A 24,852-nucleotide genomic window follows, 5' to 3' on the forward strand; every position below is an offset into this window, starting at 1 on the left:
TGTTATCACTTATATGCCAACTTGAATGAAGCGCAAGCCGTTTTTGGAACTCTGCCCATGATTCCCCGCCTCGAGACAACAAGGCGCGCGCCGTTGCGCAGCGCGGGATTCCTCCGGTATCTTGCCGCAGCCGGCCTGGAAGGCGATATCGTCGCGACAGCGGCGGACCGCACGGTATTCTCCACCGACAACTCGATCTACCAGGTCGAACCACAGGCCATCGTCTTCCCGAAGACCATCGACGATCTGAAGCGGATTACCAAGGCGCTTGCCCGGCCGGAATTTGCCGATAGCGCCATTGCCCCGCGCGGCGGCGGTACGGGCACGAACGGCCAGTCGCTGACGAACGGCATCGTCGTCGACTGCTCGCGCCACATGAACCGCATCCTGGAGATCGACCCGGTTCGGCGCATCGCCCGGGTCGAGGCCGGCGTCGTCAAGGACCAGCTGAACAAGGCGCTCGCTCCTTACGGACTGTTCTTCGCCCCCGAACTTTCGACCTCGAACCGCGCCACCATCGGCGGCATGATCTCCACCGATGCCTGCGGACAGGGCTCCTGCCTCTACGGCAAGACGAGCAATCACGTGCTCGGCCTGCGGATCGTGCTGGCAGACGGTACCGACTTCGTCTCCCGCCCGGTTGCGGACGATGAATTGCGGGTTCTGCAGGCGCGGCAGGACCGTATCGGCGATATTCACCGCACGCTGGCCCGCATCGCCGCCGAAGACAGCAAGGAGATCGAAAGGATCTTCCCGAAGCTCAATCGTTTCATGACGGGTTACGACCTCGCCCATATCAGGGACAGGGAGGGGCGCTTCGATCTCAACGCCGTGCTCTGCGGCTCCGAGGGAACGCTGGCGATGATCGCCGAGGCCGAACTCAACCTGTTGCCCATTCCCGCCTGTGCCGCACTCATCAATATCCGCTACGACGATTTTCAGGCGGCCCTGCAGGATGCGCGCAACCTTGTCAGCCTGTCTGTCGCTTCGGTGGAGACGGTGGACGAAACGGTGCTGCATCTCGCCAAAGGCGATATCATCTGGCCGCGCATCGCCTCCTTCTTCCCCGACGATGCGGACGGCCAGGCGAACGGCATCAACATCGCCGAAGTTTTGGCCGACACACCGGAGGAGCTATCGTTGCGGCTTTCCGCCGTTACCGCAGCGCTGGAAGGCAGCCCCTTCCCCGGCAGGAAGGGATTTACGATCACCCGCGCAAAAGCCGATATCGAGGCCGTCTGGACGATGCGCAAACGAGCTGTCGGCCTGCTCGGCAATGTCGACGGCCCGATGCGACCGGTGCCCTTCGTCGAGGATACCGCCGTTCCACCGGAAAACCTCGCCGACTACATCGCGGAATTCCGCGCCTTGCTCGATGCGGAGGGACTGACCTACGGCATGTTCGGTCATGTGGACGCCGGCGTGCTGCATGTCCGGCCGGCGCTCGACCTGACCCGCCCCGATCACGCAGCACTGGTCCGGCGCATCAGCGACGCGGTGGTCTCCCTGACGCAAAAATACGGCGGCGTGCTCTGGGGCGAGCATGGCAAGGGGGTGCGGTCGGAGTATGTGCCCGCCTTTTTCGGCCCGCTCTATCCGCGCCTCCAAGAGATAAAAAAGGCTTTCGATCCGCTCAACCAGCTGAACCCCGGCAAGATCGTCGCGCCGGCAGGCTCGACCTTGCCGAAGATCGACGACATCCCGCTGCGGGGCGCCTCCGACCGCATCATCGGCAACGACATCCGCGCCGCCTTCGACAACGCCGCCTATTGCAACGGCAACGGCGCCTGTTTCGATTTCGATCTCGACGGGCTGATGTGTCCCTCCTACAAGGCGACGGGCGATCGCCGTTTTTCGCCGAAGGGCCGGGCGTCGCTGATGCGCGAATGGTTGCGGCGGCTGGCAGAAAAAGGTGTCCGGCCGCATGAGGAGGCGGCACGACAGCGGCGGCTGAAAACACCGCTGCAGTTTGCCCGGCGGGTGTGGAACACGCTGAACCCGGTCAATCGCGACGATTTTTCCCACGAGGTTCGTGCGGCGATGGATACCTGTCTCGCCTGCAAGGCCTGCGCCGGGCAATGTCCCGTCAAGTTCAACGTGCCCGCCTTCCGGGCAAAATTCCTGGAGCTTTATTACGGCCGGTACCTGCGACCGCTGAAAGATCCGCTCATCGCCACCATCGAGACCATGTTGCCGCTGATGGCGCGGCTGCGGCCGCTCTACAACCTCTTCGTCACATCGACGCCCGGAAAGGCGGCAATGCGGTTTGCCGGCCTGACGGCCTTGCCCGCCCTGCCCCCGCTGTCGCTGCGCCGTGCGTTGACCGAGGCCCGGATACCGGTCGCCACGCCGCAGGCATTGGCGGCGTTGAGCCCCGACCAACGGGCGAGGTCCGTGATTTTCGTGCCGGATGCCTTTACCGAGCATTTCGATCCGCAGATCCTGCTGGATGCCGTGGATATCGCCAGCCGCCTCGGATTTCACGCCTTCGTCCCGCCGCCGCTGGTCAACGGTAAAGCATTGCATGTGCACGGTTATCTCGGCGCCTTCGAGGTGGCGGCAGGGCGATCCGCCCGGCTGCTCGGCCGTCTCGCGGAGACCGGCGTGCCGCTGGTCGGCATCGATCCGTCGATGACGCTGACCTATCGCAGCGAATATGCCGGCAGTGCTGCGACCCGGACCGGAGCGCATGTCCAGCTTCCCCAGGAATGGCTGGTCACGGCTCTGGAACGCTTCCATGCTCCCGCACCTTCTACCGACCGGCCACCGCATCGGTTGATGGCCCATTGCACAGAGCGCACCAATGCGCCGGCATCCGCCAATCAATGGAAGGCCGTCTTCGCGAAACTGGGTGTCGACCTTTCCCTCGTCGAGACCGGCTGCTGCGGCATGGCCGGCACCTTCGGCCATGAGGTGCGCAATCGCGGCCTTTCCGAAAAACTCTACGGCATGAGCTGGCGGCCGGCGCTGGCTGAGGCGCAGCAGGACGACGTGCTGATGGCGACGGGGTATTCCTGCCGGTCACAGGTCAAGCTGATGGAGAAGCGCCAGATGCCGCATCCCCTGCAGATCATCCGGGCAATTCTTCAGGAAGAAGCGGCGCTTCCCCTGGAAGAACACGTCATGTATGATATGTGATAAATGCAAACTACCGGACAAAGGGCTGTATCGGCATGTCGATCATAACACAGCGGGGCAATCTCGCGGAAATCGTCGTCGCCAAGCTTGCCGAACGCATCGACTCCGGACTTTATGCGCCAGGCGAGAAGATACCGTCAAGTGCGCAATTGTGCGAGGAGTTCGGCGTTTCCCGCACCGTCATCCGCGAGGCGCTGACCTCGCTGAAGGTCGCCGGACGTGTCATCGCCCGGCAGGGCGCTGGCGTCTATGTCACAGAAAAGGATGTCAAGACGCTGAATTTCGAGATCAGCCGCATCGACGACATCCGTTCTGCGATGCAGATCCTAGAATTGCGGCTTGGCGTGGAGATACAATCGGTGGCGCTTGCCGCCCAGCGCCGCACGCCGGAAGCGCTCGCGGAGATCGCCCGCGCCTTCGATTACATCGAAAACCTCGATACCAACGATGCGGAGATCGAGGCCCGCGCCGATTTCGAATTCCATCTCGCCATCGCCAAGGCGACACGCAACCCGCATTTCCCGAGCTTTCTGGACGCGGTCATGGGCGAGATCAATTTCGACCTGGTGCTGAAACATCGCCAGTCTGGCCGCACCTACAATGCCTATCTCAAGAAGATCAACAAGGAGCATGCCGCCATCCTCGCCGCGATCACCCAGGGTGATCCCAAGGCCGCCAAGCAGGCACTGATCGCCCATCTGGAAGAAAGCCTCAACCGCTACCGGCTGATGCTGGACGAGCCGGCGGGCAGCCAGGCGGAAGACTGATCGCCGCGTTTAACGCGGCGATCTATGAAGTCGAAGCCCAATCTTACGCCCGTTGCCGCAACGCCTGCTCACGGATCTGCGTCAGGCTCATCTTCACCGTCAAAGCCTCCGGGTCGATGCGGATCTCGATCAGCGCCGGCTTGCCCGAGGCCTCCGAACGGCGGAAGGCATCGGCAAACTGCGCCGTCGTCTCCACCGTTTCGCCATGCAGGCCGTAGGAGCGAGCAAGCGCGGCAAAATCCGGATTGGTGAGTTTCGTTCCGGCGACACGGCCGGGATAGCTGCGCTCCTGGTGCATGCGGATGGTGCCGTACATGCCGTTGTTGATGACGAGGAAAATGACGCGGGCGTCATATTGCATCGCCGTCGCCAGTTCCTGGCCGTTCATTAGGAAGCAGCCGTCGCCGGCAAACGCTACCACCGACCGGCCGGGCTCGGTGATCTTGGCGGCGATTGCCGCCGGGACGCCGTATCCCATCGAGCCGTTGGTCGGCCCGAGCTGGGTACGGAAGGTGCGGTACTGGTAGAATCGGTGCGCCCAGGCGGAATAGTTGCCGGCGCCCGTCGTCAGAATGGCGTCCGCAGGCAGATGGCCGCGCAGCCACTCCATGATGTCGCCCATCTGCACCGGCCCCGGTGTCTGCGGATGTTTGAGATTTTCCAGGTAGTCGGCATGCGCAGCCTTCGTCCATTCAGACCAGGCCGGCGCCGCGGCGGGCTTGAGCTTCGCCGCTTGCGAGAGAAAACCGCCGACGCTGGCATTGATCGGCAGGCTGGCATGGTAGACGCGGCCCAGTTCCTCCGCCCCGGCATGGATATGGACGAGGGTCTGCTTCGGCACGGGAATATCGATCATCGTGTAGGCGCCGGTGGTCATTTCGCCGAGACGGGCGCCGACACAGAGCAGGAGATCGCAATCCCTGACGCGCTGGACAAGCTTCGGGCCGGCAGCAAGGCCGAGGTCGCCGGCATAATTCGCATGGCTGTTGTCGAACAGGTCCTGGCAGCGGAAGGACGCGGCGACCGGCAGCGAGAATGCCTCAGAGAAGGCTTTAAGATCGGCCACCGCCTTTTGCGTCCATCCGCCACCGCCGGCGACCAGGATCGGCCGCTGTGCCGTTGCCAGCAGGGCGATAAGCTCGTCGAGCTGCGGCTGGCCGGCATAGGTTTCAACCCGCTTGTAGGCGGGGGTATCAGCGACGGCTACCCTGTCGGTCAGCATGTCTTCCGGCAGCGCCACCACCACAGGCCCCGGCCGGCCGTTGACGGCACGATGGAAGGCCTGGGAAATCAGTTCGGGAATGCGTGCGGCATCCTCGATCTCCACCACCCACTTCGCCATCTGGCCGAACATGCGGCGGTAGTCGATTTCCTGGAAGGCCTCGCGCTCCACCTGGTCACGCGCCACCTGGCCGATGAACAGGATCATCGGCGTCGAATCCTGAAACGCCGTGTGCACGCCGACGGAGGCATTGGTCGCGCCCGGTCCGCGAGTGACGAAGCAGATGCCCGGCTTGCCGGTCAGCTTTCCGTAGGCTTCCGCCATATAGGCCGCCCCACCCTCCTGCCGGCAGATGACGAATTGGATCGCCTCCTCGGCATCGTGGAAGGCATCGAGGGCCGCCAGATAACTCTCGCCCGGCACGCCGAACACACGCTCCACGCCATGGATCTTCAGGGCGTCGACCAGGACCTGGCCGCCGCTGCGGGTCTCATATTCGGTTGTCATGTCAGTCTCCTCAGCCGTTAAATGACGGCATCCTCTAGGAACGGCCGGTTCGCGACGACGCGCTCATAGCCGAAGGGCGAAAGGTCGAGCGTCTTGAAGCCGCCATAGGTGATCAGTTCGGAAAGCCCTCGCCCCATCGCCGGCGATTGCTGCAGGCCGTGGCCTGAAAAGCCGTTGGCGAACAGGAAATTCTTCACCGCGCCGTGCGGGCCAAGAATGACGTTGTGGTCGAGCGTGCAATAGTCGTAGTGCCCGGCCCAGCTGTTGACCACCTTGATCGCCTCGAAGGCCGGTACCCGGCCGGCCAGCGTCGGCCAGATTTCGTCCTCGAACTCGTCATGCATCACGGCGAAATCGGTGGGATCGACCTCCGGATCGTGCTTTGGATAGGTGCCCATCAGGTAGAACTTGCCTTCCGGGCGGAAGAATACGCCGGTTGGATCGATAGTCAGGCCGACGCCGGGACCGAGCGGTGTGCGGCAATCGACGACGAACAGCGAGCGGCGGCGCGGTTCGACGGGAATGTCGAGGCCGGCCATGCGGGCAACCTTCTTGCCGTTGGTGCCGGAGGTGTTGACGAGCGTGCCGCAGGCGATCGTCTGGCCGCCCTTCGTTGTTACCGAGACGATACGATCACCCTCGCGGTGTACGGCGACGACCTCGTCCTCGATATATTCGACGCCGAGCGTGCGGGCCTTCTTGCGGAAACCCTGGAGCAGGCCGACGCTATCGAACCAGCCCTCGCCGCGTTCGCCGGCGCTGCCGAGCGTCAGGCCTTCGGTGTTGAGCCATGGGAAGCGCTTCCCCAGCCCTTCCGGGTCGAGCAGCGACACTTCGGCACCACAGGCGATCTGCGTATCATGGTTGCGGCGCAGCACATCCGCGCCGCGCTCGTCGCCGGCGAGGAACAGGTAGCCGTTCTCGTGGAAACCGATCTCGGGCGTATCGTCATCGACGGCGACGTTTTCCTTGAAATTGCGGATGAACTCGGTGCCGAATTGCGAAACCTGCACGTTGATCGCATTGGAGAACTGGTGGCGGATCGAACTGGAGGACAGCGCCGTCGCCGAACGCTGGTAGGTCCAGTCCTTCTCGATGACCAGCACCGAGCCGGTGAAATCGGGATTGGTCGCCAGGAAATAGGCCGTGGCACTGCCGACCACGGCACCACCGACGATGATCACGTCATACGAAGTCTTCGAAGCCTGCATCGCCGCGCTCACTTCTTGTCGTCTTCGAAATGGCCGGCGGCGCAGAAGCTGCCGCCCTGGAAGCGGACAGCGGGATCGTTCGGGTCCCCCTGCTGCGTCTTGGCGAAGACCTTGTCTGCATAGTCATCGGCGCTGTCTTCCGGCTTGTAGCCGAGCGAGGCGGCCGTCCGGTTGTCCCAGAAGGCACGGCTATTGTGCGACATGCCGTAAGCGACCATGAAACCGACGCGTTCCGCCGACAGGCTCTTTTCGACGAGCTGACGGCAGTCGCGATAGGAAAGCCAGGTGATCAGGTGCCGCCGGTCGGTCGGCTCCGGAAAACAGGAGCCGATGCGGATCGAGACGGTCTCGATGCCGAACTTGTCGAAATAATAGCGGCCGAGGTTTTCGACGAAGGTCTTGGAGACGCCGTAGAGGCTGTCCGGCCGGGTCGGCACGCTGCCGTCGATGGTTTCGGTGCGTTCGTAATAGCCGATGGCGTGCACGGAGCTGGCGTAAACGATGCGCCTGACGCCGTGGCGGCGGGCTGCCTCGTAGATGTGGTAACCGCCGGAAATGTTGCTATCGAGGATCGTTTTCCATTCGGCTTCGAGCGGCTGCCCGCCCAGGTGCACGATGGCATCGCATCCCTTCACCGCCTCCGAGACTGCATCGAAATCGGCCAGGTCGAGCGTGGCATCCTCCTCATGGGGGCCAAGGTTTTCGCAGGGCTTGCGGTCGGACAGGCGGACGATCTTGCCCAGCCGGGTGCCCGACTGGCGAAGCGCCGTGCCGACGGCGCCGGAGGCGCCCGTCAAAAGAACTCTCTGGAAATGGGACATGGTGTTTCCCTCTTTAGCGCAGCCGGGCCAAGGCATCGGCGATGCGCTCGATGGCCAATGTCAGATTATCGCGGGATGTCGCAAAGGAAAGACGGATATAGGGCTCGACGCCGAAGGCCGCGCCCGGCACGGTCGCAACCTTGCCTTCCGTCAGCAGGTAGGAGGCGAGCTCGGTGTCGTTGGCGATTGCCGTTCCGTCGGGCGCCGTCCTGCCGATATAGGGCGCACATTTCGGGAAGAGGTAGAAGGCACCTTCCGGCGCACGCACGCCAAGGCCCGGAATGGCGCCAAAACCCCTGGCGACCAGGTCACCGCGCGCCCGGTATTCGGCTACCGCCGTGGCGACGAAATCCTGCGGGCCGTTCAGCGCTGCCGCCGCTGCCACCTGGGTGATCGACGATGGGCAGGTGGTGCTCTGCGACTGCATCTTGTTCAGCACCGCCGTCAGGCTCTTCGGCCCGGCGGCGTAACCGAGCCGCCAGCCGGTCATGGCATAGGCTTTCGAGACGCCGTTGATGAGCAGCGTGCGGTCGCGCAGCTCCGGGCAGGCATTGGCGAAGGAGGTGAAGGGCACGTCGCCGCAGACGATGTGCTCGTAGATTTCGTCCGACATGATGGCGACGCGGGGATGGCGGGCCAGCACCTCGCCCAGCGCCCGCAGCTCGTCCGCCGTATAGATCGCCCCTGTCGGATTGGAGGGCGAATTGAACAGGAACCAGCGCGTCTTCGGCGTGATCGCCGCCTCCAGCCGCTCCGGCGTGATCTTGAAGGCATCCTCGACGCCGCAGGCAACGATCTTCGGCTGGCCGCCATGCAGGATGACGATGTCCGTGTAGGAAACCCAGTAGGGTGCCGGCACCACCACCTCGTCACCCGGTTCCAGCGTGCCTAGGAAGGCGTTGAACAGGATCTGCTTGGCGCCGTTGCCGATGGAAATCTCGTCCATGGCATAATCGAGGCGGTTTTCGCGCTTGAATTTCTTCACGATCGCATCGCGCAGTTCCGGCAGGCCGTCAGGAGCGGTGTAGCGGGTAATGCCGCGCTTCATCGCATCGACGGCGGCGTCGACGATGTGGGCTGGCGTGTCGAAATCCGGCTCGCCGAGCGACAGGTCGATCACCTGCTCGCCCTTCGCCCGCATCGCCTTGGCCGCCATGGAAACGGCCATGGAGGGCGACGATTTGATGGTGGATGCCCTGTGGCTTTCGAATGCGATCATGTTCATGCCTTTTCTCCCGCCTTGCCGTAGAGTGCAGCCTGTTCCGCGGTGATATATCCGTGCTTGACGTCATGGGCGACCGCGTCCGCCGGGCGTGTGGCCGGATCGCCGTATCCGCCGCCGCCGGGCAAGGAGAGGACGAGCCGCCGGCCTTCCGGCACGAATTGCAGGCCCTTGCCCTTCAGCACCGTACCGTCGTCGAGCGCCACGCAGCCCGCGGCGCCGTCGAGACCGCCGTCGCGGCCGCGGGCCGGATGGTTCAGGCGGTCGAACATGGCGGAGAAGCGGAACGAGAAGCCTTCGGCCGCTTCGATCTCGATCATCTGGCCGAGACCGCCGCGTTGCGCGCCGGCGCCGCCGGAGCCTTCGCGCAGTTCCTTGCGCCAGACGATGACCGGGCCGACATTCTCCGTCGCCTCGATCGGCATGGTATGCACGCCGCTCGGAAAAGCCGTGGCATTCAGGCCGTCGAGCGATGCGCGCGCGCCGGAACCACCGGAATTGAACATCAGGATTTCGGCACCTTTTCCGCCGATCTGGTCGGAGACGGGGCGAACGCTCATATGCAGGTTCCACAAGGCGCTGGCGCCTTCCGCCGGCACCTGGCCGGGCAGCGCCTGATGCAGGGCGCCGAGCACCAGGTCGGGGACGAAATGGCCGAGCACATGGCGCACGGCAACAGGTGCCGGGCGTTTGGCGTTCAGGATGCAGCCTTCCGGCGCGGCGACGTCGAAGGGTGCGAGCGAAGCGGCATTGTTGGGAATGTCCGGCGCGAGGACACATTTGATGCCGTAGCAGGCATAGGCCTTGGCATAAACGAGCGGCACGTTGATACCGAACTTGCTCATGCCCGAGGTGCCATCGAAATCGACCAGCACGCCGTCGGCGCCGATGGTGAGTTTTGCCGCCAGATGCACTGGTTCGTCGTAGCCGTCGAGGTCGAGGCTGTAGGACCAACTGCCGTGCGGAAGATTGTGAAGGCGCTCCAGCGTCGCCTCGCGGCTGTGCTTGAGGATGAAGCCGCCGATCATCGAGAGATCGTCTAGATTGAACTCCGTCAGCATGTCGATCAGGCGGCGGTGGCCGGTCTCGTTGCAGGCCGCCAGCGCGTGGAAATCGCCGACCACCTTGTCGTTTTCGCGCACATTGTTGCGCACGATATGGATGAGCGTGCGGTTCAGTTCGCCGCGCTCGAAGAACTTCATGATCGGGATGAAGAGGCCTTCTTCATAGACTTCCCGCGCATCCGGCCCGAAACCGCGCCCGCCGACATCGACGACATGGGCGGTGGAGGCAAAATAACCGACCAGCCTGCCATGGTGGAAGGACGGCGTGACGACGGTGATGTCGTGCAGGTGACCGGTGCCCTTCCAGGGATCGTTGGTGATGTAGACATCGCCTTCGAAGATGTTTTCCGGGCCTATGTCGCGGATGAAATGCGCGACCGACTCGGCCATGGCGTTGACGTGGCCCGGCGTGCCGGTGACGGCCTGCGCCAGCATGCGGCCTTCGAGGTCGAAGACGCCGGCGGACAGGTCGCCCGCCTCGCGGACCGAGGTGGAGAAGGCGGTGCGGATCAGCGTCTGGGCCTGCTCTTCCACCACGGAGATCAGGCGGTTCCACATGACCTGCATGTGGATATCGATCATCGATTGAGTCATCGGTCCAATCCTCAAATCCGGGTGACGAGCAGGCAACCGTCGTTCTGGACGACGGCCTTGAAGGAAGCGGTGAGCGCGGCGGACGTCTCGCGCTCGACGATGACGGCGGGGCCTTTCACCACGTCGCCGGGCTTCAGGCCATCGCGCTCATGGATGCCGGCATCGAGGAAGGCACCCTGCGCGGCTTCGAACAGCCGCCGGGTCTTGGCCGGCGTCACGACATCGCCCTCGGCGACGGCAGCGACACGGGCGACCGGCGGCAGAGGCGAGCTTGCCTTGACCGACCAGCTGACGATCTCGACATCAAGGCCTTCGATGGCGCGGCCGAAGAAGCGCTCATATTCCGCTTCGAACTGGGCGGCGATCTTTTCCGCGCTGCGGGCGTCGAATGTTTCCGTTTCGAGCGGAACGGGGATATCCCAGCCCTGGCCGGCATACCGCATGAACAGCGTCCGCTCGATCACCGGCTCGGCAGCATCGAGCCCGCCCTCGACGAAACCGAGCGCTTCCGCCTGCATGGCCGCGACCAGCCGGTTGGCCTCGGCAAAATCGAAATCGGAAAGGTTGAAGACCGCGCTGCGCACGGACTCGTAGCCGAACGGCGCGCGCAAGAAGCCGATGGCGGAGCCGACGCCGGCGCCCGCGGGCACGAGGAATTTGGAAATGCCCATCTTCTCGCAGAGACGGGCGGCATGCAATGGCCCGGCGCCACCGAAGGTGATCATGGTGAAATCGGCGATGTTCTTGCCGTTCTCGACCGTATGGACGCGGCCGGCATTGGCCATGTTTTCATCCACCATCTCGCAGGTGCCGTAGGCGGCACCATCCGCATCGAGACCGATTGCGGCACCGATCTCGTCCTGCATGGCGGTCCGGCTGGCCTCGACCGACAGCGGAATTGCGCCGCCGGCAAAATTGTCGGGATCGAGCTTGCCGAGGATCAGGTCAGCGTCGGTGACGGTCGGATGCTTGCCGCCGCGCTGGTAGCAGGCAGGTCCGGGTTCGGACGCTGCCGAATGTGGTCCAACGCGGATCTGGCGCATGCCGTCGATCGAGGCGATGGAGCCGCCGCCGGCGCCGATTTCCACCATTTCCACCACCGGAATGGAGATCGGCATGCCGGAGCCCTTGCGGAAACGATAGGTGCGGGCAACCTCGAAGGTCTTGGCCGTCTTCGGCACCTGGTTTTCGATCAGGCAGATCTTCGCCGTCGTGCCGCCCATGTCGAAGGACAGGACCGTGTCGAGACCGTGGCGGCGGGCGATGTCGGCGGCAAAGATCGCGCCGCCCGCCGGGCCGGATTCGACGAGCCGCACCGGGAATTCCGAAGCGCTTTCGACCGAGACGATGCCCCCGCCGGAGTGGATCATGAAGACCGGACAACCGACGCCGATCTCTTTCAGCGAGACGACGAGGCGGTCGAGATAAGACTTGATCGCCGGCTTGACGTAGGCATTGGCGCAGACGGTGTTGAAGCGTTCGAATTCGCGCATCTGCGGAGAAACTTCCGAGGAAATCGACACGGAGACATGCGGCAGGCGCTTCAGGATGGCATCGCGGACCGCCGCCTCATGCGCGCCGTTGGTATAGGCATGGATGAAGCCGATGGCGACGCTCTCATACCCGCCTTCGCTTATGGCGGCGACGACGGCAGCCACGGAAGCCTCGTCCAGCGGCAACAGCACCTTGCCGGCCGCATTCATCCGCTCGCGCACGGTAAAGCGGTCGGCACGGGCGATCAGCGCCGCCGGCAGGACGATGTTGAGGTCGTATTGCTCGAAGCGGTTTTCGGTGCGCATCTCCAGAACGTCGCGAAAACCTTCGGTCGTGACGAAGGCGGTTCTGGCGCCGCGGCGCTCGATCAGTGCATTGGTGGCAAGCGTCGTGCCGTGGATGAGCAGGTCGATCTGCGAAAGCGCGATCCCCGCCATCTCTGCCACGTCCGCGACACCCTTGAGGATGGCCCGTTCCGGGGCCTTGTAGTCGGTCAGGACCTTGGTCGAATGGAGCGCGCCATCCAGATCGAGGGCGATATCCGTGAAGGTGCCGCCGATATCGACGCCCACCCTGCAGTTCCGTGGCGTATTAGTCACCGTTTCGTTCCCCACATGCACGCGCCGTTCGGCGCCTGACCTCATCCGGCGCGGTAGCCGGCGAAGCTTCTGGCGCACCAGTTTTCACAGCCGGCGCGCCGAAGCAAGATTTCTGCTTGACGGATTTTGGATATATCACTTATCATACATGTGTCAACTTAATTTATGGCCCGATTGCGACGGATTAAACGTCTCAATCGCGACATGAGATCGGCTGCCGGACGACCGGAAACGGTGCCGTTCCATGCCCAAGAAACAAGCCGAACGCGGATCAACCGCGCGCCACATGAAAGAAGATCAACGGCTTAACCAGAGGGAAGCCCTTCATGACTCATTTTTCGAAACTCCTTGCAGCAACGGCCATCGTTTCCTCCCTTCTCCTCTCCCCGACCTTTGCCGCCGACACCATCAAGATCGGGGTCGCCGGTCCGTTTACCGGCGCCAACGCCACATTCGGCGAGCAGGTCTTCAACGGCGTCTCCGCCTATGTGAACGATGTGAACGCTGCCGGCGGCATCAACGGCAAGCAGATCGAGCTGGTGAAGGGCGATGACGCCTGCGAACCCAAGCAGGCCGTCGCCGTCGCCAACCGCTTCGTCGACCAGGACAAGGTGCAGGCGGTGATCGGCCATTTCTGCTCGTCGAGCACGATCCCCGCTTCCGAAATCTACAATGATGCCGGCATCCTGGAGATGACCCCGTCCTCGACCAACCCGACGGTGACCGACCGCGGCTTCGACAACCTGTTCCGCGGATGCGGCCGCGACGACCAGCAGGCCGTCGTCGCCGGTGGTTTCATCCTCGATACGCTGAAGCTCGACAAGATCGCCCTGATCCATGACAAGGACACCTATGGCCAGGGCCTGGTGGATGCCGTCAAGAAGACCATCGAGGCTCGTGGCATCACGCCGGTTCTCTACGAAGGCCTGACGCGCGGCGAGCGCGACTTCAACGCGCTCGTCACCAAGATCAAGAGCACCGGCGCCAACGCCGTCTATTTCGGCGGCCTCATTCCTGAAGGCGGGCCGCTGGTTCGCCAGCTGAAGGAACAGGGCGTCGACGTCGCTTTCGTCACCGGCGACGCCTTTGCCCAGGCGGAACTCGTGGCTGCCGCCGGCGGTGCCGCCAACCTGAAGAACGTCTATTATTCCGCCACTCCGGATCCGCTCGCCGACCCGTCGACCAAAGGTGTCCAGGATGCCCTGACCAAGGCCAACATCACGCCCGCAAACTACGTGCTCTACGGTTACGCCAATGCGCAGGCGGTCGTCGCGGCGCTCAAGGCTGGCGAAGACCTGAAGGCGCAGGCCGATTGGCTGCGCGGCAACACGGTCGATTCCGCCATCGGCAAGATCACCTGGGATGAGAAGGGCGACATCAAGGACTTCAAGTTCGTCTTCTACACCTTCGACGACAAGGGAACCCCCGTTCTCGTCCAGTAAAGGCAGGCCTGCCCAGATCGGCCGGGCATGCGTGTCCGGCCGGCTTCTCCATGCCCGCAAAAAAATCAAGAGGGGTTCGCCATGGACGTCTATATCCTGGCCCAGCAATTGTTCAACGGCATCACGCTCGGCACCATCTACGGTCTGATCGCCGTCGGATACACCATGGTCTATGGTGTCATCCGCATGATCAACTTCGCCCATGGCGACGTCTACATGGTCTCGGCCTATATCGCCGCGATCACCCTTGCCGTTCTCGCCTTCTTCGGCATCCAGTCCGTTCCCTTCGCCCTGGTCTCCGTATTGGTGATCAGCTGCGCGGTCACGGCGGTCTATGGCTGGGCGATCGAACGGGTGGCCTACCGGCCCTTGCGCGGTTCGACGAAACTCGCCCCGCTGATCTCCGCCATCGGCATATCGCTGATGCTGCAGAGTTACGTGCAGATCTCGCAAGGCGCGCGTGACCAGGGCGTGCCGACGCTGATCCAGGGTGCATTCCGCTTCGGCGATGCGGTTCATTTCGCCCAGATCACCTACATGCAGACGGTCATCCTGTTCGCCTCGCTGATCGCCATGGGCATCCTCACCTACGTGATCAATTACACCCGCATCGGCCGCCAATGCCGGGCGACGCAGCAGAACATCCGCATGTCGGCGGTGCTGGGGGTCAACACCGACCGCATCATCTCGACGGTCTTCGTCATCGGCGCCGCAACCGCCGCCGTCGGCGGCACGCTCGTCACCTTCAATTATGGCTCGTTCAATTTCTTCATCGGCTTCGTCATGGGCATCAAGGCCTTTACCGCCGCCGTTCTCGGCGGCATCGGCTCGCTACCCGGCGCCGTGCTGGGCGGCGTCCTGCTCGGGCTGACCGAAGCCCTGTTTGCCGGTTATGTCAGCACCGACTACAAGGACGTCTTCGCTTTCGCCCTGCTGATCCTCCTGCTGTTCTTCCGTCCCTACGGCCTGCTCGGCCGGGCGGAAATCCAGAAAGTGTGAGGGGCCGCATGGAAACGAACCGCTTCCCGGCTTTGCTCAAGCAAGCCCTGCTCACCTTCACCGTTTCGCTCATCCTGTTCGGGCCGATTTCTGGCCTTGTTCTTGACGGTTTCAGCTTCCGCAACGAACTGATGCGCGCCGTCCTGCTCGCCGCCGTCGTCACTGCAGGGCGTGTGGCGATCTCGCTTGTGCAGATGACCGGTTTCGGCCAAAAGCTCTCAAGCCGGATGACCGACAGGGGCGCCGGCGTCACCGTGCTGACCGGCCAGGAAAAATCGCCGGTCCTGCTCCTGGTTCTCCTGTTCGTGGCGGGCCTCAGCCTGCCCTTCTTCACCGACAAATATTTCCTCGGCATCGCCATCCTGGCACTGATCTACTGCCTGCTCGGGCTGGGACTGAACATCGTCGTCGGCCTCGCCGGCCTGCTGGATCTCGGCTTCGTCGCCTTTTATGCCGTCGGCGCCTATCTGCTGGCACTCGGCGCGCAATATCTCGGCCTCGGCTTCTGGAGCGCGCTGGTCATCGCGCCGTTCGTTGCCGGGCTGTGCGGCATGATCCTCGCCTTCCCTGTCTTGAAGATGCATGGCGATTATCTCGCCATCGTCACGCTGGGTTTTGGCGAAATCATCCGCCTGGTGCTCAACAACTGGCTAGAATTCACCGGCGGCCCCAACGGCGCCCCGGTGCCGGCGCCGACCTTTCTCGGCCTGGAATTCACCCGCACCGCGAAGCAGGGCGGCGTGCCGATCCATGACTATTTCGGCATTGCCTACAGCGCCGACTACAAGTTCTGGTTCATCTATCTCGTGTTGTTCCTCGTCGTCTGCCTCGTCATCTATGCGGTCGAACGGCTACGGGTAATGCCGCTCGGCCGCATGTGGGAAGCCTTGCGCGAGGACGAGATCGCCTGCCGGTCGCTTGGCGTCAACCACGTCTTCACCAAGCTGACGGCCTTCATGCTCGGCGCCTCCACAGGCGGCCTTGCCGGCGTCTTCTTCGCCGTCCACCAGGGTTTCGTGAACCCGACGTCCTTCACCTTCTTCGAATCGGCCCTGATCCTCGCCATCGTCGTGCTCGGCGGTCTCGGCTCGACGGTCGGCGTCATCGCCGCTGCCCTCGTACTGACCATCCTGCCGGAACTGCTGCGCGACTTCGCCGAATACCGCGTGCTGATCTTCGGCATCATGATGGTGGTGATGATGATCTGGAAGCCGCGCGGCCTCGTTCGCATCCGGCGTCCGGCATTCTTCCCGAGTGCGGCGGCGGATGGCGGTGAAGCGTTGCCTGCGGCCGGCAAGGCGGAGGCGGCACGATGAGCCAGCCGCTTCTCGACGTCCGCAACGTCACCATGCGCTTCGGCGGCATCGTCGCCAACCGGGATGTCAGTTTTAGCGTCGAACGAGGCGCCGTCACCGCCCTCATCGGGCCGAACGGTGCCGGCAAGACGACGATGTTCAACTGCATCACCGGCTTCTACCGCGCCAGCGAGGGCCAGATCCTGCTCGACGGCGCGGACGGGCCGCAGGACCTCGGCGCCCTGATGATCCGGCCGATCACCGGCGGCTCGCATCTCGTCACCCGCGCCGGAATCGCCCGGACCTTCCAGAACACCCGGCTTTTCAAGGAAATGTCCGTGGTCGAGAACCTGCTGGTCGCCCAGCACAGGGTGACGGCCAACAATCTCCTGAGCGGCGTCTTCCAGACCTCCGCCTTCCGCCGCGCCGAACGCGAGGCCGTCGATCGGGCCTATTACTGGCTCCGGGAGATGAACCTCGCCGATGACGCCAACCGGCTGGCCGGAGAACTGCCCTACGGCCGGCAGCGACGCCTGGAAATCGCCCGCGCCATGTGCACCGGCCCGCGGCTGATCTGCCTCGACGAACCGGCGGCCGGCCTCAACCCGTCGGAAACCCGGGAACTGTCCGAGGTGATAAAACGGCTCTGCATCGTGCATGGCCAGACGGTTCTCGTCATCGAGCACGACATGGGGCTGGTCATGCGCATTTCCAACCATGTCGTCGTGCTCGACCACGGCGAGGTGATTTCGGACGGCACGCCCGAACATGTCGCCAACGATCCCGCCGTCATTGCCGCCTATCTGGGTGTGAGCGAAGAGGAGATGAAGGCATGAGCGAAGCGTCCGAAAACACCGTTCCGCTTCTGGAATTTTCCGACGTCCATGCCCATTACGGCCCGGTGGAAGCGCTGAAAAGCGTCAATGTCCATATTCACAAGGGCGAGATCGTCAGCCTGATCGGCGCCAACGGCGCCGGCAAGACGACGCTCCTCTCCTCGATCTTCGGCGCGCCGCGCGCTTCGGCGGGGAGAATCCTGCACAAGGGTGAAGACATTTCCCGTCTTCCGACCAACCGGATTTCCCGCCGCGGCATCGCGCTGGTGCCCGAAGGCCGGCAGATCTACCAGGACATGACGGTCGAGGAGAACATGATGATGGGCACCACGGCGATCGGCATGGAACATTTTGCCGAAGACCGCACCGCCATGTTCGAGCTCTTCCCACGCCTCAAGGAACGGCGCAGCCAGACCGCCGGCACCATGTCGGGCGGCGAACAGCAGATGCTCGCCATCGCCCGTGCGATGATGGCCCGGCCGGAACTCATCCTGTTCGACGAGCCGTCGCTCGGCCTTGCTCCGCTGGTGGTCAAGCGCGTCTTCGAAGTACTGCGGGAGATCGCCGCCATGGGCAAGACCATCTTCCTCGTCGAGCAGAACGCCAACCACGCGCTGAAACTGTCGCAGCGCGCCTATGTCATGGTCAACGGCCGGATCCATCTCTCCGGCGAAAGCGCCGCTCTTCTCGACAATGAAGAGGTTCGCAAGGCCTATCTCGGCCTGCACTGACGGGTGATGGCTTTGGCGAATGACACGCGGCCGCGCAGTTGTGCGATCGGGGTGAGTTCGTCAGGCATTGAGTTTGCAATCGCTTGGAATGCGGAACATTGAGCGGCAAACAGCGTTGGGGACGGATGCACGAACAACCGACAACTGGAGGCCGGCATGCATCACCCCCAACCACCCTTCCCCGCCCAAAAACAACCGATGCCCGGCATCACCGCCGCGATGGATCCGGTTCCGGATCACGGCGAAACCTCCTATCGCGGGTCCGGACGGCTCAAGGGCCGCAAGGCGATCATTACCGGCGGCGATAGCGGCATCGGCCGCGCCGTCGCCATCGCCTATGCCCGCGAAGGCGCCGACCTGCTCATCTCCTACCTCAACGAAGAGGAAGATGCCAAGGAAACCAGGCGCTACGTCGAGGACGCCGGCCGCAAGGCCGTGCTCGTTCCGGGCGATATCAAGACATCCGCCCATTGCCGCGCCCTCGTCGACAAGGCCGTCGCCGAATTGGGCGGGATTGACATCCTCGTCAACAATGCCGCCCACCAGGCAAGCTTCAAAAGCATCGAGGACATTTCCGACGAGGAGTGGGACCTGACCTTCCGGGTCAACATCCATGCGATGTTCTACCTGACCAAGGCAGCCGTGCCGCATATGAAACCCGGCAGCGCCATTATCAATACCGCGTCGATCAACGCCGACGTGCCGAATCCGACACTGCTCGCTTATGCGACGACAAAGGGCGCCATCCAGAATTTCACCGCGGGACTGGCGCAGTTGCTGGCGGAAAAAGGCATTCGCGCCAATGCCATCGCCCCCGGCCCGATCTGGACACCGCTGATTCCCTCGACCCTTCCGGAAGATGCCGTCAGCAAATTCGGCAAGCAGGTGCCGATGAAACGGCCCGGGCAGCCGGCGGAACTGGCAACCGCCTATGTCATGCTCGCCGATCCGCTCTCGAGCTACGTTTCCGGCGCGACGATCGCCGTCACGGGTGGCAAGCCCATCCTCTGACCCATCGATCCATATGGCATCGCCTGACCGAGCCGGGTCGGGCGATGCCGCTTCGGGTATCCTGCCCTCTGCTGCGTGGCAGTGATCCATCTTCCTGCGTCCATGCGGCCACCTTCCGCGCATTGAATACTCTATGTGTTTGATATATCAGTTCTATAACTGATATTGGCCGAAGGAACAGAGATGACCGAAGAGACTGTCGTAACCCTTGCCGCGCTGAAGGAGCGTGTCGAGGCGATTTTCCGGAAAGCCGGGCTCAACGACACGCAGGCGACGGCCATTTCCAGGGTCATCATTGCCGGTGAACGCGACGGCTGCAAGTCGCACGGCATCTACCGCATCGAAGGCGCGCTACGCACCGTGAAGGCCGGCAAGGTCAAGCCGGATGCGACACCTGAATTGCTCATCGAGGAAGGGTCGGCGATCGTCAAGGTGAATGCCGGTGGCGGGTTTGCCAATGCAGCCTTCGAGTTGGGCATTGCGGAATTGGCCAGGCGCGCCGCCAAGCTCGGCCTTGCCGCGATGGTCATCAACGATTGCACGCATTTTTCCGCCCTCTGGCCGGAGGTCGAGGCGCTCACCGAGCGCGGCCTGGCCGGCATCGTGATGTGCCCGAGTTATGCGACCGTGGCGCCGACCGGCGGCAACAAGCCGCTGCTCGGCACCAACCCCTTCGCCTTCGGCTGGCCGCGGCAGGGCGGTTCGCCCTATGTCTTCGATTTCGCCACCTCGGTTGCCGCACGCGGCGAGATCGAGCTGCACCGCCGCGCCGGCAAACAACTGCCCGAAGGCTGGGCCATCGATGCCGATGGCAAGCCGACGACCGATCCGGAAGCGGCGCTGGCCGGCGCGATGCTGCCTTTCGGCGGCCACAAGGGATCGGCGATTGCCACGATGGTGGAACTGCTGGCCGGCATCATGATCGGCGACCTCACCAGCCCGGAAGTGCTGGATTATCTCGGCACCACGACGCTGGCACCGTTCCATGGCGAACTGATCCTTGCCTTTTCGCCCGAAGCCTTCGCCAAGGGTCGGCCCGGCGATCCGTTTGCGCGGGCGGAAGTGCTGTTCGAAGCCATTGTCGGCCAGGGCGCCCGCCTGCCCTCGCAACGCCGCTTCGCCGCACGGCGAACGTCGGAAAGCGAAGGCGTCACGCTTTCCGCCGCCGAAATCCAGCAGTTGGAACGGCTGCTCGACAAGGGGCTGGACGCGGTCTCCTGACGCTGCAGCCATACAAAAAGACCCTCCGCAGGGAAGGGTCTTTCATAACCGAATGATCCGGAAGGCTTATGCCTTGTAGGTCTGGACCGCACCCGGAAGCTGGCTCCACTGCGCATACCAGGCATCGAACAGCTTGAGCTGGGCCTCGACATAACCGCGCTGGCTGTCGGACAGCGTATCGGTCTCGTTGAAATGCAGGGTGTATTCCTTGTCGCCCTTCAACACCATCATGTGCTTGAAGAACAGCACGAGGTCCGGACCTTCGTCGAACGAAGACAGCACGGCAAGCGCCGATTCCAGTTCCAGCGCCCGCCGGCGGGCATCCGGGTCGCCGGCGGCGGCAGCGCGCGCCAGGTTGCACATATGGATGACTTCCTTCGGCAGCACGCAGCCGATGCCGGTGATCGCGCTGGTGGCGCCGCAATTGACGAAGCCGTGGAACACGCAGGTATCGACGCCGATCATCAGCGTCACCTCGTCATCGCGGCTGGTGATGTTTTCCGCCGCATACCGCATGTCGTCGGCGCCGCCGAATTCCTTGAAGCCGACGAGATTGGGATGTTCGGCACGCAGCGCGAAAAACAGGTCGGCGCGGGTCGCAAAGCCGTAATACGGGCTGTTGTAGATGACCGCCGGCAGATCGGGCGCTGCAGACAGGATCGCCTTGAAATGGTTCTTCTGGGCGGCGATCACCGATCCGCGCGACAGGACGCGCGGGATGACCATCAAGCCTTTTGCACCGACCTTCTGGGCATGGGCGGCATGGGCAACGGCCAAGGCCGTGTTGACGGCGCCGGTGCCGACGATCACTGGTACGCCGGCCTTGACGAGACGTTCGACACCTTCCATGCGCTGCGCGTCCGTGAGAAGCGGCCAGTCGCCCATCGAGCCGCAATAGACGACGGCAGACATGCCCTTGGCGATCAGTTCCTTGCCCTTGCGCACCAGCGCATCGAAATCCGGGCTGCGATCGTCGTTGCACGGCGTCATCAGCGCGGGAATTACACCTGAGAAAATATTGGCCATTCTTTCACACTCCTCTTGCGAGCAAGCGCCCCTGCGCCGCCGTGTCCGCGATTATAAATACACGATAAATTTTATTTGTCGACAAGAAAAATACAAAACTTCATAAATCGATATCCAGCTGGCCGCGCCGGCTGAAAAGTTTCTGGATCTGCGAGACGATCTGCTCGGCATGGAGCTTGCCCAGGCGGTCGGCTTCCGTCAGATCCCGCGCCGCAATGGCCGCGATGATCTCTTCATGCTCATCGACGAAACGCGGCGGCAGCCGATCCTCGTAGGATTGGTAATAGAGCCGCAGGATGCGCCGGCCCTCATCCAGCAGCCGGTTGAAGAGGCTGATGAAATATGGGTTACGGCCGGCCTCGGCGATGGCTGCGTGGAAGGCGGCGTTGGTGGCGATCATGGCGAGCGCATCCTGCGCCTGCACCGCCGCGGCAAATTCCGCCTGCCGGGCATGGATGATCTCCAGGTCCGCCTCGCGGTGATATTCGGCAGCCAGACGCGTGGTGACGCGGTACATCAGCACCAGCGCATCGAAGAACGTATGCATGTTGATGAAATCGATGGTGGAAACCCGCGTCGACCGGTTGGGCAGGGTTTCGATCAACCCCTCGCTGGCAAGCCGCACAAGCGCCTCGCGGATCGGCGTGCGGGAAATGCCGAAGCGTTCGGCGAGATACACCTCGTCGATCGGACTTCCCGGGGCCATTTCCAGGTCGAGGATCTCGTCGCGCAGGACGTCGTAGACCATTTTTACACCGGAACCGCGTTTGCGCTCCGGTCCGGAACCTGCTTCAGCCATTGGCACCCCCTATGTCGACATCAGGGATACATGAGTGGCCAATCATCGGCAATCGCGCGGGCTGCTTCTGCCAGATCGGCTACGAATCCGCAAAGGGGTAGGTCGGTGGAAACATGTCCTTGACGGCCGGATGACCCCAAGTGCGTTCCGGATATTTGGCAACCAGACCTTCGAACTGCCGTTGGGCCTGTCTGCGGGCTTCATGCACATCGAAGCCTGGGACGTCTCCATCGCGCATCGACAGGCGGCCATCGACAAAAACCGCCCGCGTCACCCGGCCCGTCGCCCCGAAGATCAGCGACTGAACGGGGTCGACCGTCGGCACAAAGCCGCTGTCGCCCAGGTCGAAAATGGCGATATCCGCTTTTGAACCGGCCTGCAGACGGCCGAGATCGCTGCGGCCAAGCGCTTCGGCACCGCCGATCGTGGCCGCGTCGAACACCTCCGATGTCGCAAGCCCCTGTTCGTCGCCCTCGGCGAGGCGGCCCATCATCAGTGCCACGGCCATGTTCAGCACCATGTCCGGCGGTGCGGTATCCGTGCCCATGCCGATGCGGATGCCGAGGTCGCGGCAGCGGCGGAACGAGCGCAACAACTCGCCGCCCCGCGCATAAACCAGCGGGCAGTGGGCGATGGTGACACCGTGGCGGGCATAGAGGTCGAGATCCTCCGGCTCGGCCTCGACCGCATGCGGCGCGATCAGCCGCTCGTGCAGCAGGCCGTGCCGGGCGAGCCATTGTGGTGCCGTCGCGCCGTGCAGGCGTTGCACGGTTCGCCGCTCCATCTTGCCCTGCGCCATGTGCAACCGCACCGGCAGCCCCATCTCCGCCGACGCCGCCATGGTGCGCTTCAGGAGCGGCAGCGTGCAGGTCTCCACCCGGTCCGGCGCCAGCATTGCCTGCACCAGCCCTTCGTATTTCCCGGAGATCCGCCCGGCAAAACCGATGGCGTCCTCGAGCCCGCGAAGGCCACGGGCTTCGTCGAAGACAGGCTCCAGCACGCCGGGTGCCTCGCAGACCATGCCGCCGGAGCGATAGGCCGGCCCCAGCCAGACACGCAGCCCCAGATCGCCGGCTGCCGTCGCAGCCGCATCGAATTCGGCAACCGTTTCCGCCCATTCGCGATAGAACAGCGAGGCGATCGGTAGTGCCGTGGTGATGCCGTTGCGCAGCAGCTGGCTGAAGGCGTAACGCTTCTGGAACGCCAGTTCCTCCGGCGAATACATCTCGTACGGGCCACGATCGACATAGCTGCGCGGCCAGACACGGCCCGTCGCCCAGCCGGGACCGTAGTCCACCGTGAGGAGCGTCGTATCGAGATCGGAGAGCGCGTCGAGATCGATGAAGCCGGGCGACACGAGCATGTCGCCCAGATCGATCCGTCGCGCCACCTCGCCGGGAAAACGCGGGCCGACATAAACGACATCCGCCCCCTCGATGACGATTTCGCCGTCGCGCAACAGCCGGTGGCGACCATCGGCATGGGCGACGATCCATCGGGCCGATAGCGCCGTGCGTCCCTCGGGTCGCGCACCGAGCACAAGTTCGGACAGGCCTGTGGCAATCTCGCGGTCCGAACTCATGCTGCCCCCGCCAGATCACCCGCCCTGTCGCACGCAAAGGCATAGGTTCCCGCCTTCGAGATGCGAAAACCGTCGGCCGGGCGCCCGCCGCTCGACTCGTCTGGCAGTTTCGTCCCGGCGACAGGAGCCTGTTCGAGCATGGCGCGCTTCAGAATGCGACGGATGGCATCGGATATGGAGAACGTGGATTTTCGGGTCTTGACCCGGGAAGTGCCTGCCATGATCGTCCTGATCCGGATTGCGACGTGCGTTGAGAGGCGCCCGGTGATGGATAGGACTTTTCACTGTCTTCGTCCATCGCCCCGGAGTATCGGCAACGGCAAGAAAGGCCGGCCTGCGTCTTCCAAATCGGCGCCGGATTGTTTGAAGTCGCGGGGATTCGGCTGTAAACGTGGCCAAAATCGCGTCCGGTGAGTGCCGGACGATCCGAACGGGCTGGAGACACATCCTGGATTTCGAAGACGACACGCCATCCGATGCACCGACGCCGCGCATGTTCTCCTGGGCGCGCAACTCGACCATCTATCGCATCGAAAAGCGTATGCACACGCAAAAGCAGCTTTTCGAGGCGATAAGTCGCAAAGCCAGGGAGAAATTCGAAGGCATCAGCGCCGCACAGGTCAAGGCACTGGCGGATTCGGCCGTCCAGTTCGCCTACGACAACAAGGCGCTCGACGACACCGCCTTTGCCGAAATCAGCACCCGTTCCGGCACGCGAAGCGGCAAGTCGAAACGCGCCATCGCTCAAAAACTATCGCAGAAGGGCGTTGCGAAAGAGACGATCGCGATAGCCGTCGCCGAGGCGGACGACCTCCAGGCGGCCATCGCGCTTGCGCGCAAGCGGGCGTTCGGGCCGTTCCGCAAGGGTGACCTCGACGAGAAACGCAAGGCGAAGGAACTCTCGGCCTTCGCCCGGGCGGGTTTCAGCTTCGACATCGGCAAGCGCGTGTTCGAGATGTCGCTCGACGATGCCGAAGAGGCCTTGGATGCGGGTCGCGGCCTCTAGAAAAGTTTCGGCTCAAAGCCTGGGCGTCAGGGCGCAGCGCAGCCTCAGCCCGGGTTACGTCTGGATCGGCCAGGCGACGATCGGCGGCTGGCCGCGGATGCCGCTGGTGTTCCTCGTCGCCATCATCGGCATGTATGTGCTCTTGCGCCACACCTTGCTCGGCCGCTCGATCTTTGCCGTCGGCGGCAACCAGGTGGCATCGAATTCCGCCAGCAACCGGGTCCATCGCGTCAAGATATTGTCCTGAGGGAAAGCGCCGGGCCCA

General features: G+C 63.4%; 21 protein-coding genes. 11 read left to right on the forward strand and 10 right to left on the reverse strand.

Annotated features, from left to right (window positions below; translation table 11 throughout):
* Positions 1–57 precede the first annotated feature (57 nt).
* Complete coding sequence (gene ydiJ / locus DEM27_RS26755) at positions 58–3,138, forward strand: D-2-hydroxyglutarate dehydrogenase YdiJ (protein WP_109461309.1); 3,081 nt, start codon at positions 58–60, stop codon at positions 3,136–3,138.
* A gap of 35 nt (positions 3,139–3,173) precedes the next feature.
* Positions 3,174–3,905, forward strand: a complete 732-nt coding sequence (locus DEM27_RS26760) for a FadR/GntR family transcriptional regulator (protein ID WP_109461369.1) — start codon at positions 3,174–3,176, stop codon at positions 3,903–3,905.
* Between the two features lie 43 nt (positions 3,906–3,948).
* Here the strand turns inward: DEM27_RS26760 and DEM27_RS26765 are convergent, their stop codons facing one another.
* The 6 genes from DEM27_RS26765 to DEM27_RS26790 are packed head-to-tail and all read right to left on the reverse strand — an operon-like array spanning position 3,949 to position 12,639.
* On the reverse strand, positions 3,949–5,634 hold the full coding sequence (locus tag DEM27_RS26765; RefSeq protein WP_109461310.1) for a thiamine pyrophosphate-binding protein: 1,686 nt from the start codon (positions 5,632–5,634) through the stop codon (positions 3,949–3,951).
* Positions 5,635–5,651: 17 nt separating this feature from the next.
* Complete coding sequence (locus DEM27_RS26770; RefSeq protein WP_109461370.1) at positions 5,652–6,845, reverse strand: NAD(P)/FAD-dependent oxidoreductase; 1,194 nt, start codon at positions 6,843–6,845, stop codon at positions 5,652–5,654.
* A gap of 8 nt (positions 6,846–6,853) precedes the next feature.
* Complete coding sequence (locus DEM27_RS26775) at positions 6,854–7,666, reverse strand: NAD-dependent epimerase/dehydratase family protein (protein ID WP_109461311.1); 813 nt, start codon at positions 7,664–7,666, stop codon at positions 6,854–6,856.
* A 13-nt stretch (positions 7,667–7,679) separates the two neighbouring features.
* A complete protein-coding gene (locus DEM27_RS26780) occupies positions 7,680–8,891 on the reverse strand; it encodes a pyridoxal phosphate-dependent aminotransferase (protein WP_165823625.1) in 1,212 nt (403 codons plus the stop codon).
* Positions 8,888–10,546 (reverse strand): hydantoinase B/oxoprolinase family protein, encoded by a 1,659-nt coding sequence (locus DEM27_RS26785; RefSeq protein ID WP_109461312.1) that lies wholly within the window; start codon positions 10,544–10,546, stop codon positions 8,888–8,890. Before DEM27_RS26785 ends, DEM27_RS26780 begins: the two co-directional genes overlap by 4 nt.
* Positions 10,547–10,557: 11 nt before the next feature.
* Positions 10,558–12,639 carry a hydantoinase/oxoprolinase family protein gene (locus DEM27_RS26790; RefSeq protein WP_109461372.1) on the reverse strand — a complete coding sequence of 694 codons (2,082 nt, stop codon included), beginning with the start codon at positions 12,637–12,639 and terminating at the stop codon, positions 10,558–10,560.
* Between the two features lie 326 nt (positions 12,640–12,965).
* Between DEM27_RS26790 and DEM27_RS26795 the strand changes: the two genes are divergently transcribed.
* From DEM27_RS26795 to DEM27_RS26825, 7 genes are all read left to right on the forward strand, one after another.
* Positions 12,966–14,081, forward strand: coding sequence for a branched-chain amino acid ABC transporter substrate-binding protein (locus DEM27_RS26795; protein ID WP_109461313.1), 1,116 nt, complete (start codon positions 12,966–12,968; stop codon positions 14,079–14,081).
* 81 nt (positions 14,082–14,162) lie between these two features.
* Positions 14,163–15,080 (forward strand): ABC transporter permease subunit, encoded by a 918-nt coding sequence (locus DEM27_RS26800; protein WP_109461314.1) that lies wholly within the window; start codon positions 14,163–14,165, stop codon positions 15,078–15,080.
* A gap of 8 nt (positions 15,081–15,088) precedes the next feature.
* Positions 15,089–16,396: a high-affinity branched-chain amino acid ABC transporter permease LivM gene (gene livM, locus DEM27_RS26805; protein WP_109461315.1), complete on the forward strand. Its 1,308-nt coding sequence runs from the start codon at positions 15,089–15,091 to the stop codon at positions 16,394–16,396.
* Positions 16,393–17,211, forward strand: coding sequence for an ABC transporter ATP-binding protein (locus tag DEM27_RS26810; protein ID WP_109461316.1), 819 nt, complete (start codon positions 16,393–16,395; stop codon positions 17,209–17,211). The genes livM and DEM27_RS26810 overlap by 4 nt, the downstream gene beginning before the upstream one ends.
* A complete protein-coding gene (locus DEM27_RS26815) occupies positions 17,208–17,942 on the forward strand; it encodes an ABC transporter ATP-binding protein (protein WP_109461317.1) in 735 nt (244 codons plus the stop codon). The genes DEM27_RS26810 and DEM27_RS26815 overlap by 4 nt, the downstream gene beginning before the upstream one ends.
* 156 nt (positions 17,943–18,098) lie before the next feature.
* Positions 18,099–18,953, forward strand: coding sequence for an SDR family oxidoreductase (locus DEM27_RS26820; protein WP_109461318.1), 855 nt, complete (start codon positions 18,099–18,101; stop codon positions 18,951–18,953).
* Between the two features lie 183 nt (positions 18,954–19,136).
* A complete protein-coding gene (locus DEM27_RS26825) occupies positions 19,137–20,174 on the forward strand; it encodes an Ldh family oxidoreductase (protein WP_109461319.1) in 1,038 nt (345 codons plus the stop codon).
* A 66-nt stretch (positions 20,175–20,240) separates the two neighbouring features.
* On the opposite strand, the gene DEM27_RS26830 is transcribed toward DEM27_RS26825, so the two are convergent.
* From DEM27_RS26830 to DEM27_RS26845, 4 genes are all read right to left on the reverse strand, one after another.
* Positions 20,241–21,200, reverse strand: coding sequence for a dihydrodipicolinate synthase family protein (locus DEM27_RS26830; RefSeq protein WP_109461320.1), 960 nt, complete (start codon positions 21,198–21,200; stop codon positions 20,241–20,243).
* Between the two features lie 100 nt (positions 21,201–21,300).
* Positions 21,301–21,999, reverse strand: coding sequence for a GntR family transcriptional regulator (locus DEM27_RS26835; protein WP_109461321.1), 699 nt, complete (start codon positions 21,997–21,999; stop codon positions 21,301–21,303).
* Between the two features lie 79 nt (positions 22,000–22,078).
* Entirely contained in the window at positions 22,079–23,581 is a 1,503-nt protein-coding gene (locus DEM27_RS26840; RefSeq protein WP_109461322.1) for an amidohydrolase family protein, read from the reverse strand.
* Positions 23,578–23,802: a hypothetical protein gene (locus tag DEM27_RS26845; protein WP_109461323.1), complete on the reverse strand. Its 225-nt coding sequence runs from the start codon at positions 23,800–23,802 to the stop codon at positions 23,578–23,580. Before DEM27_RS26845 ends, DEM27_RS26840 begins: the two co-directional genes overlap by 4 nt.
* A gap of 272 nt (positions 23,803–24,074) precedes the next feature.
* On the opposite strand from DEM27_RS26845, the gene recX reads away from it, so the two are divergent.
* Together recX and DEM27_RS26855 are read left to right on the forward strand one after the other, a co-directional pair.
* Positions 24,075–24,587, forward strand: a complete 513-nt coding sequence (gene recX / locus DEM27_RS26850; RefSeq protein ID WP_245446147.1) for a recombination regulator RecX — start codon at positions 24,075–24,077, stop codon at positions 24,585–24,587.
* Positions 24,568–24,834, forward strand: coding sequence for an ABC transporter permease subunit (locus DEM27_RS26855; protein ID WP_245446141.1), 267 nt, complete (start codon positions 24,568–24,570; stop codon positions 24,832–24,834). The genes recX and DEM27_RS26855 overlap by 20 nt, the downstream gene beginning before the upstream one ends.
* Positions 24,835–24,852: the final 18 nt, after the last annotated feature.

Source organism: Rhizobium album (assembly GCF_003122325.1).
Classification (GTDB): domain Bacteria; phylum Pseudomonadota; class Alphaproteobacteria; order Rhizobiales; family Rhizobiaceae; genus Metarhizobium; species Metarhizobium album.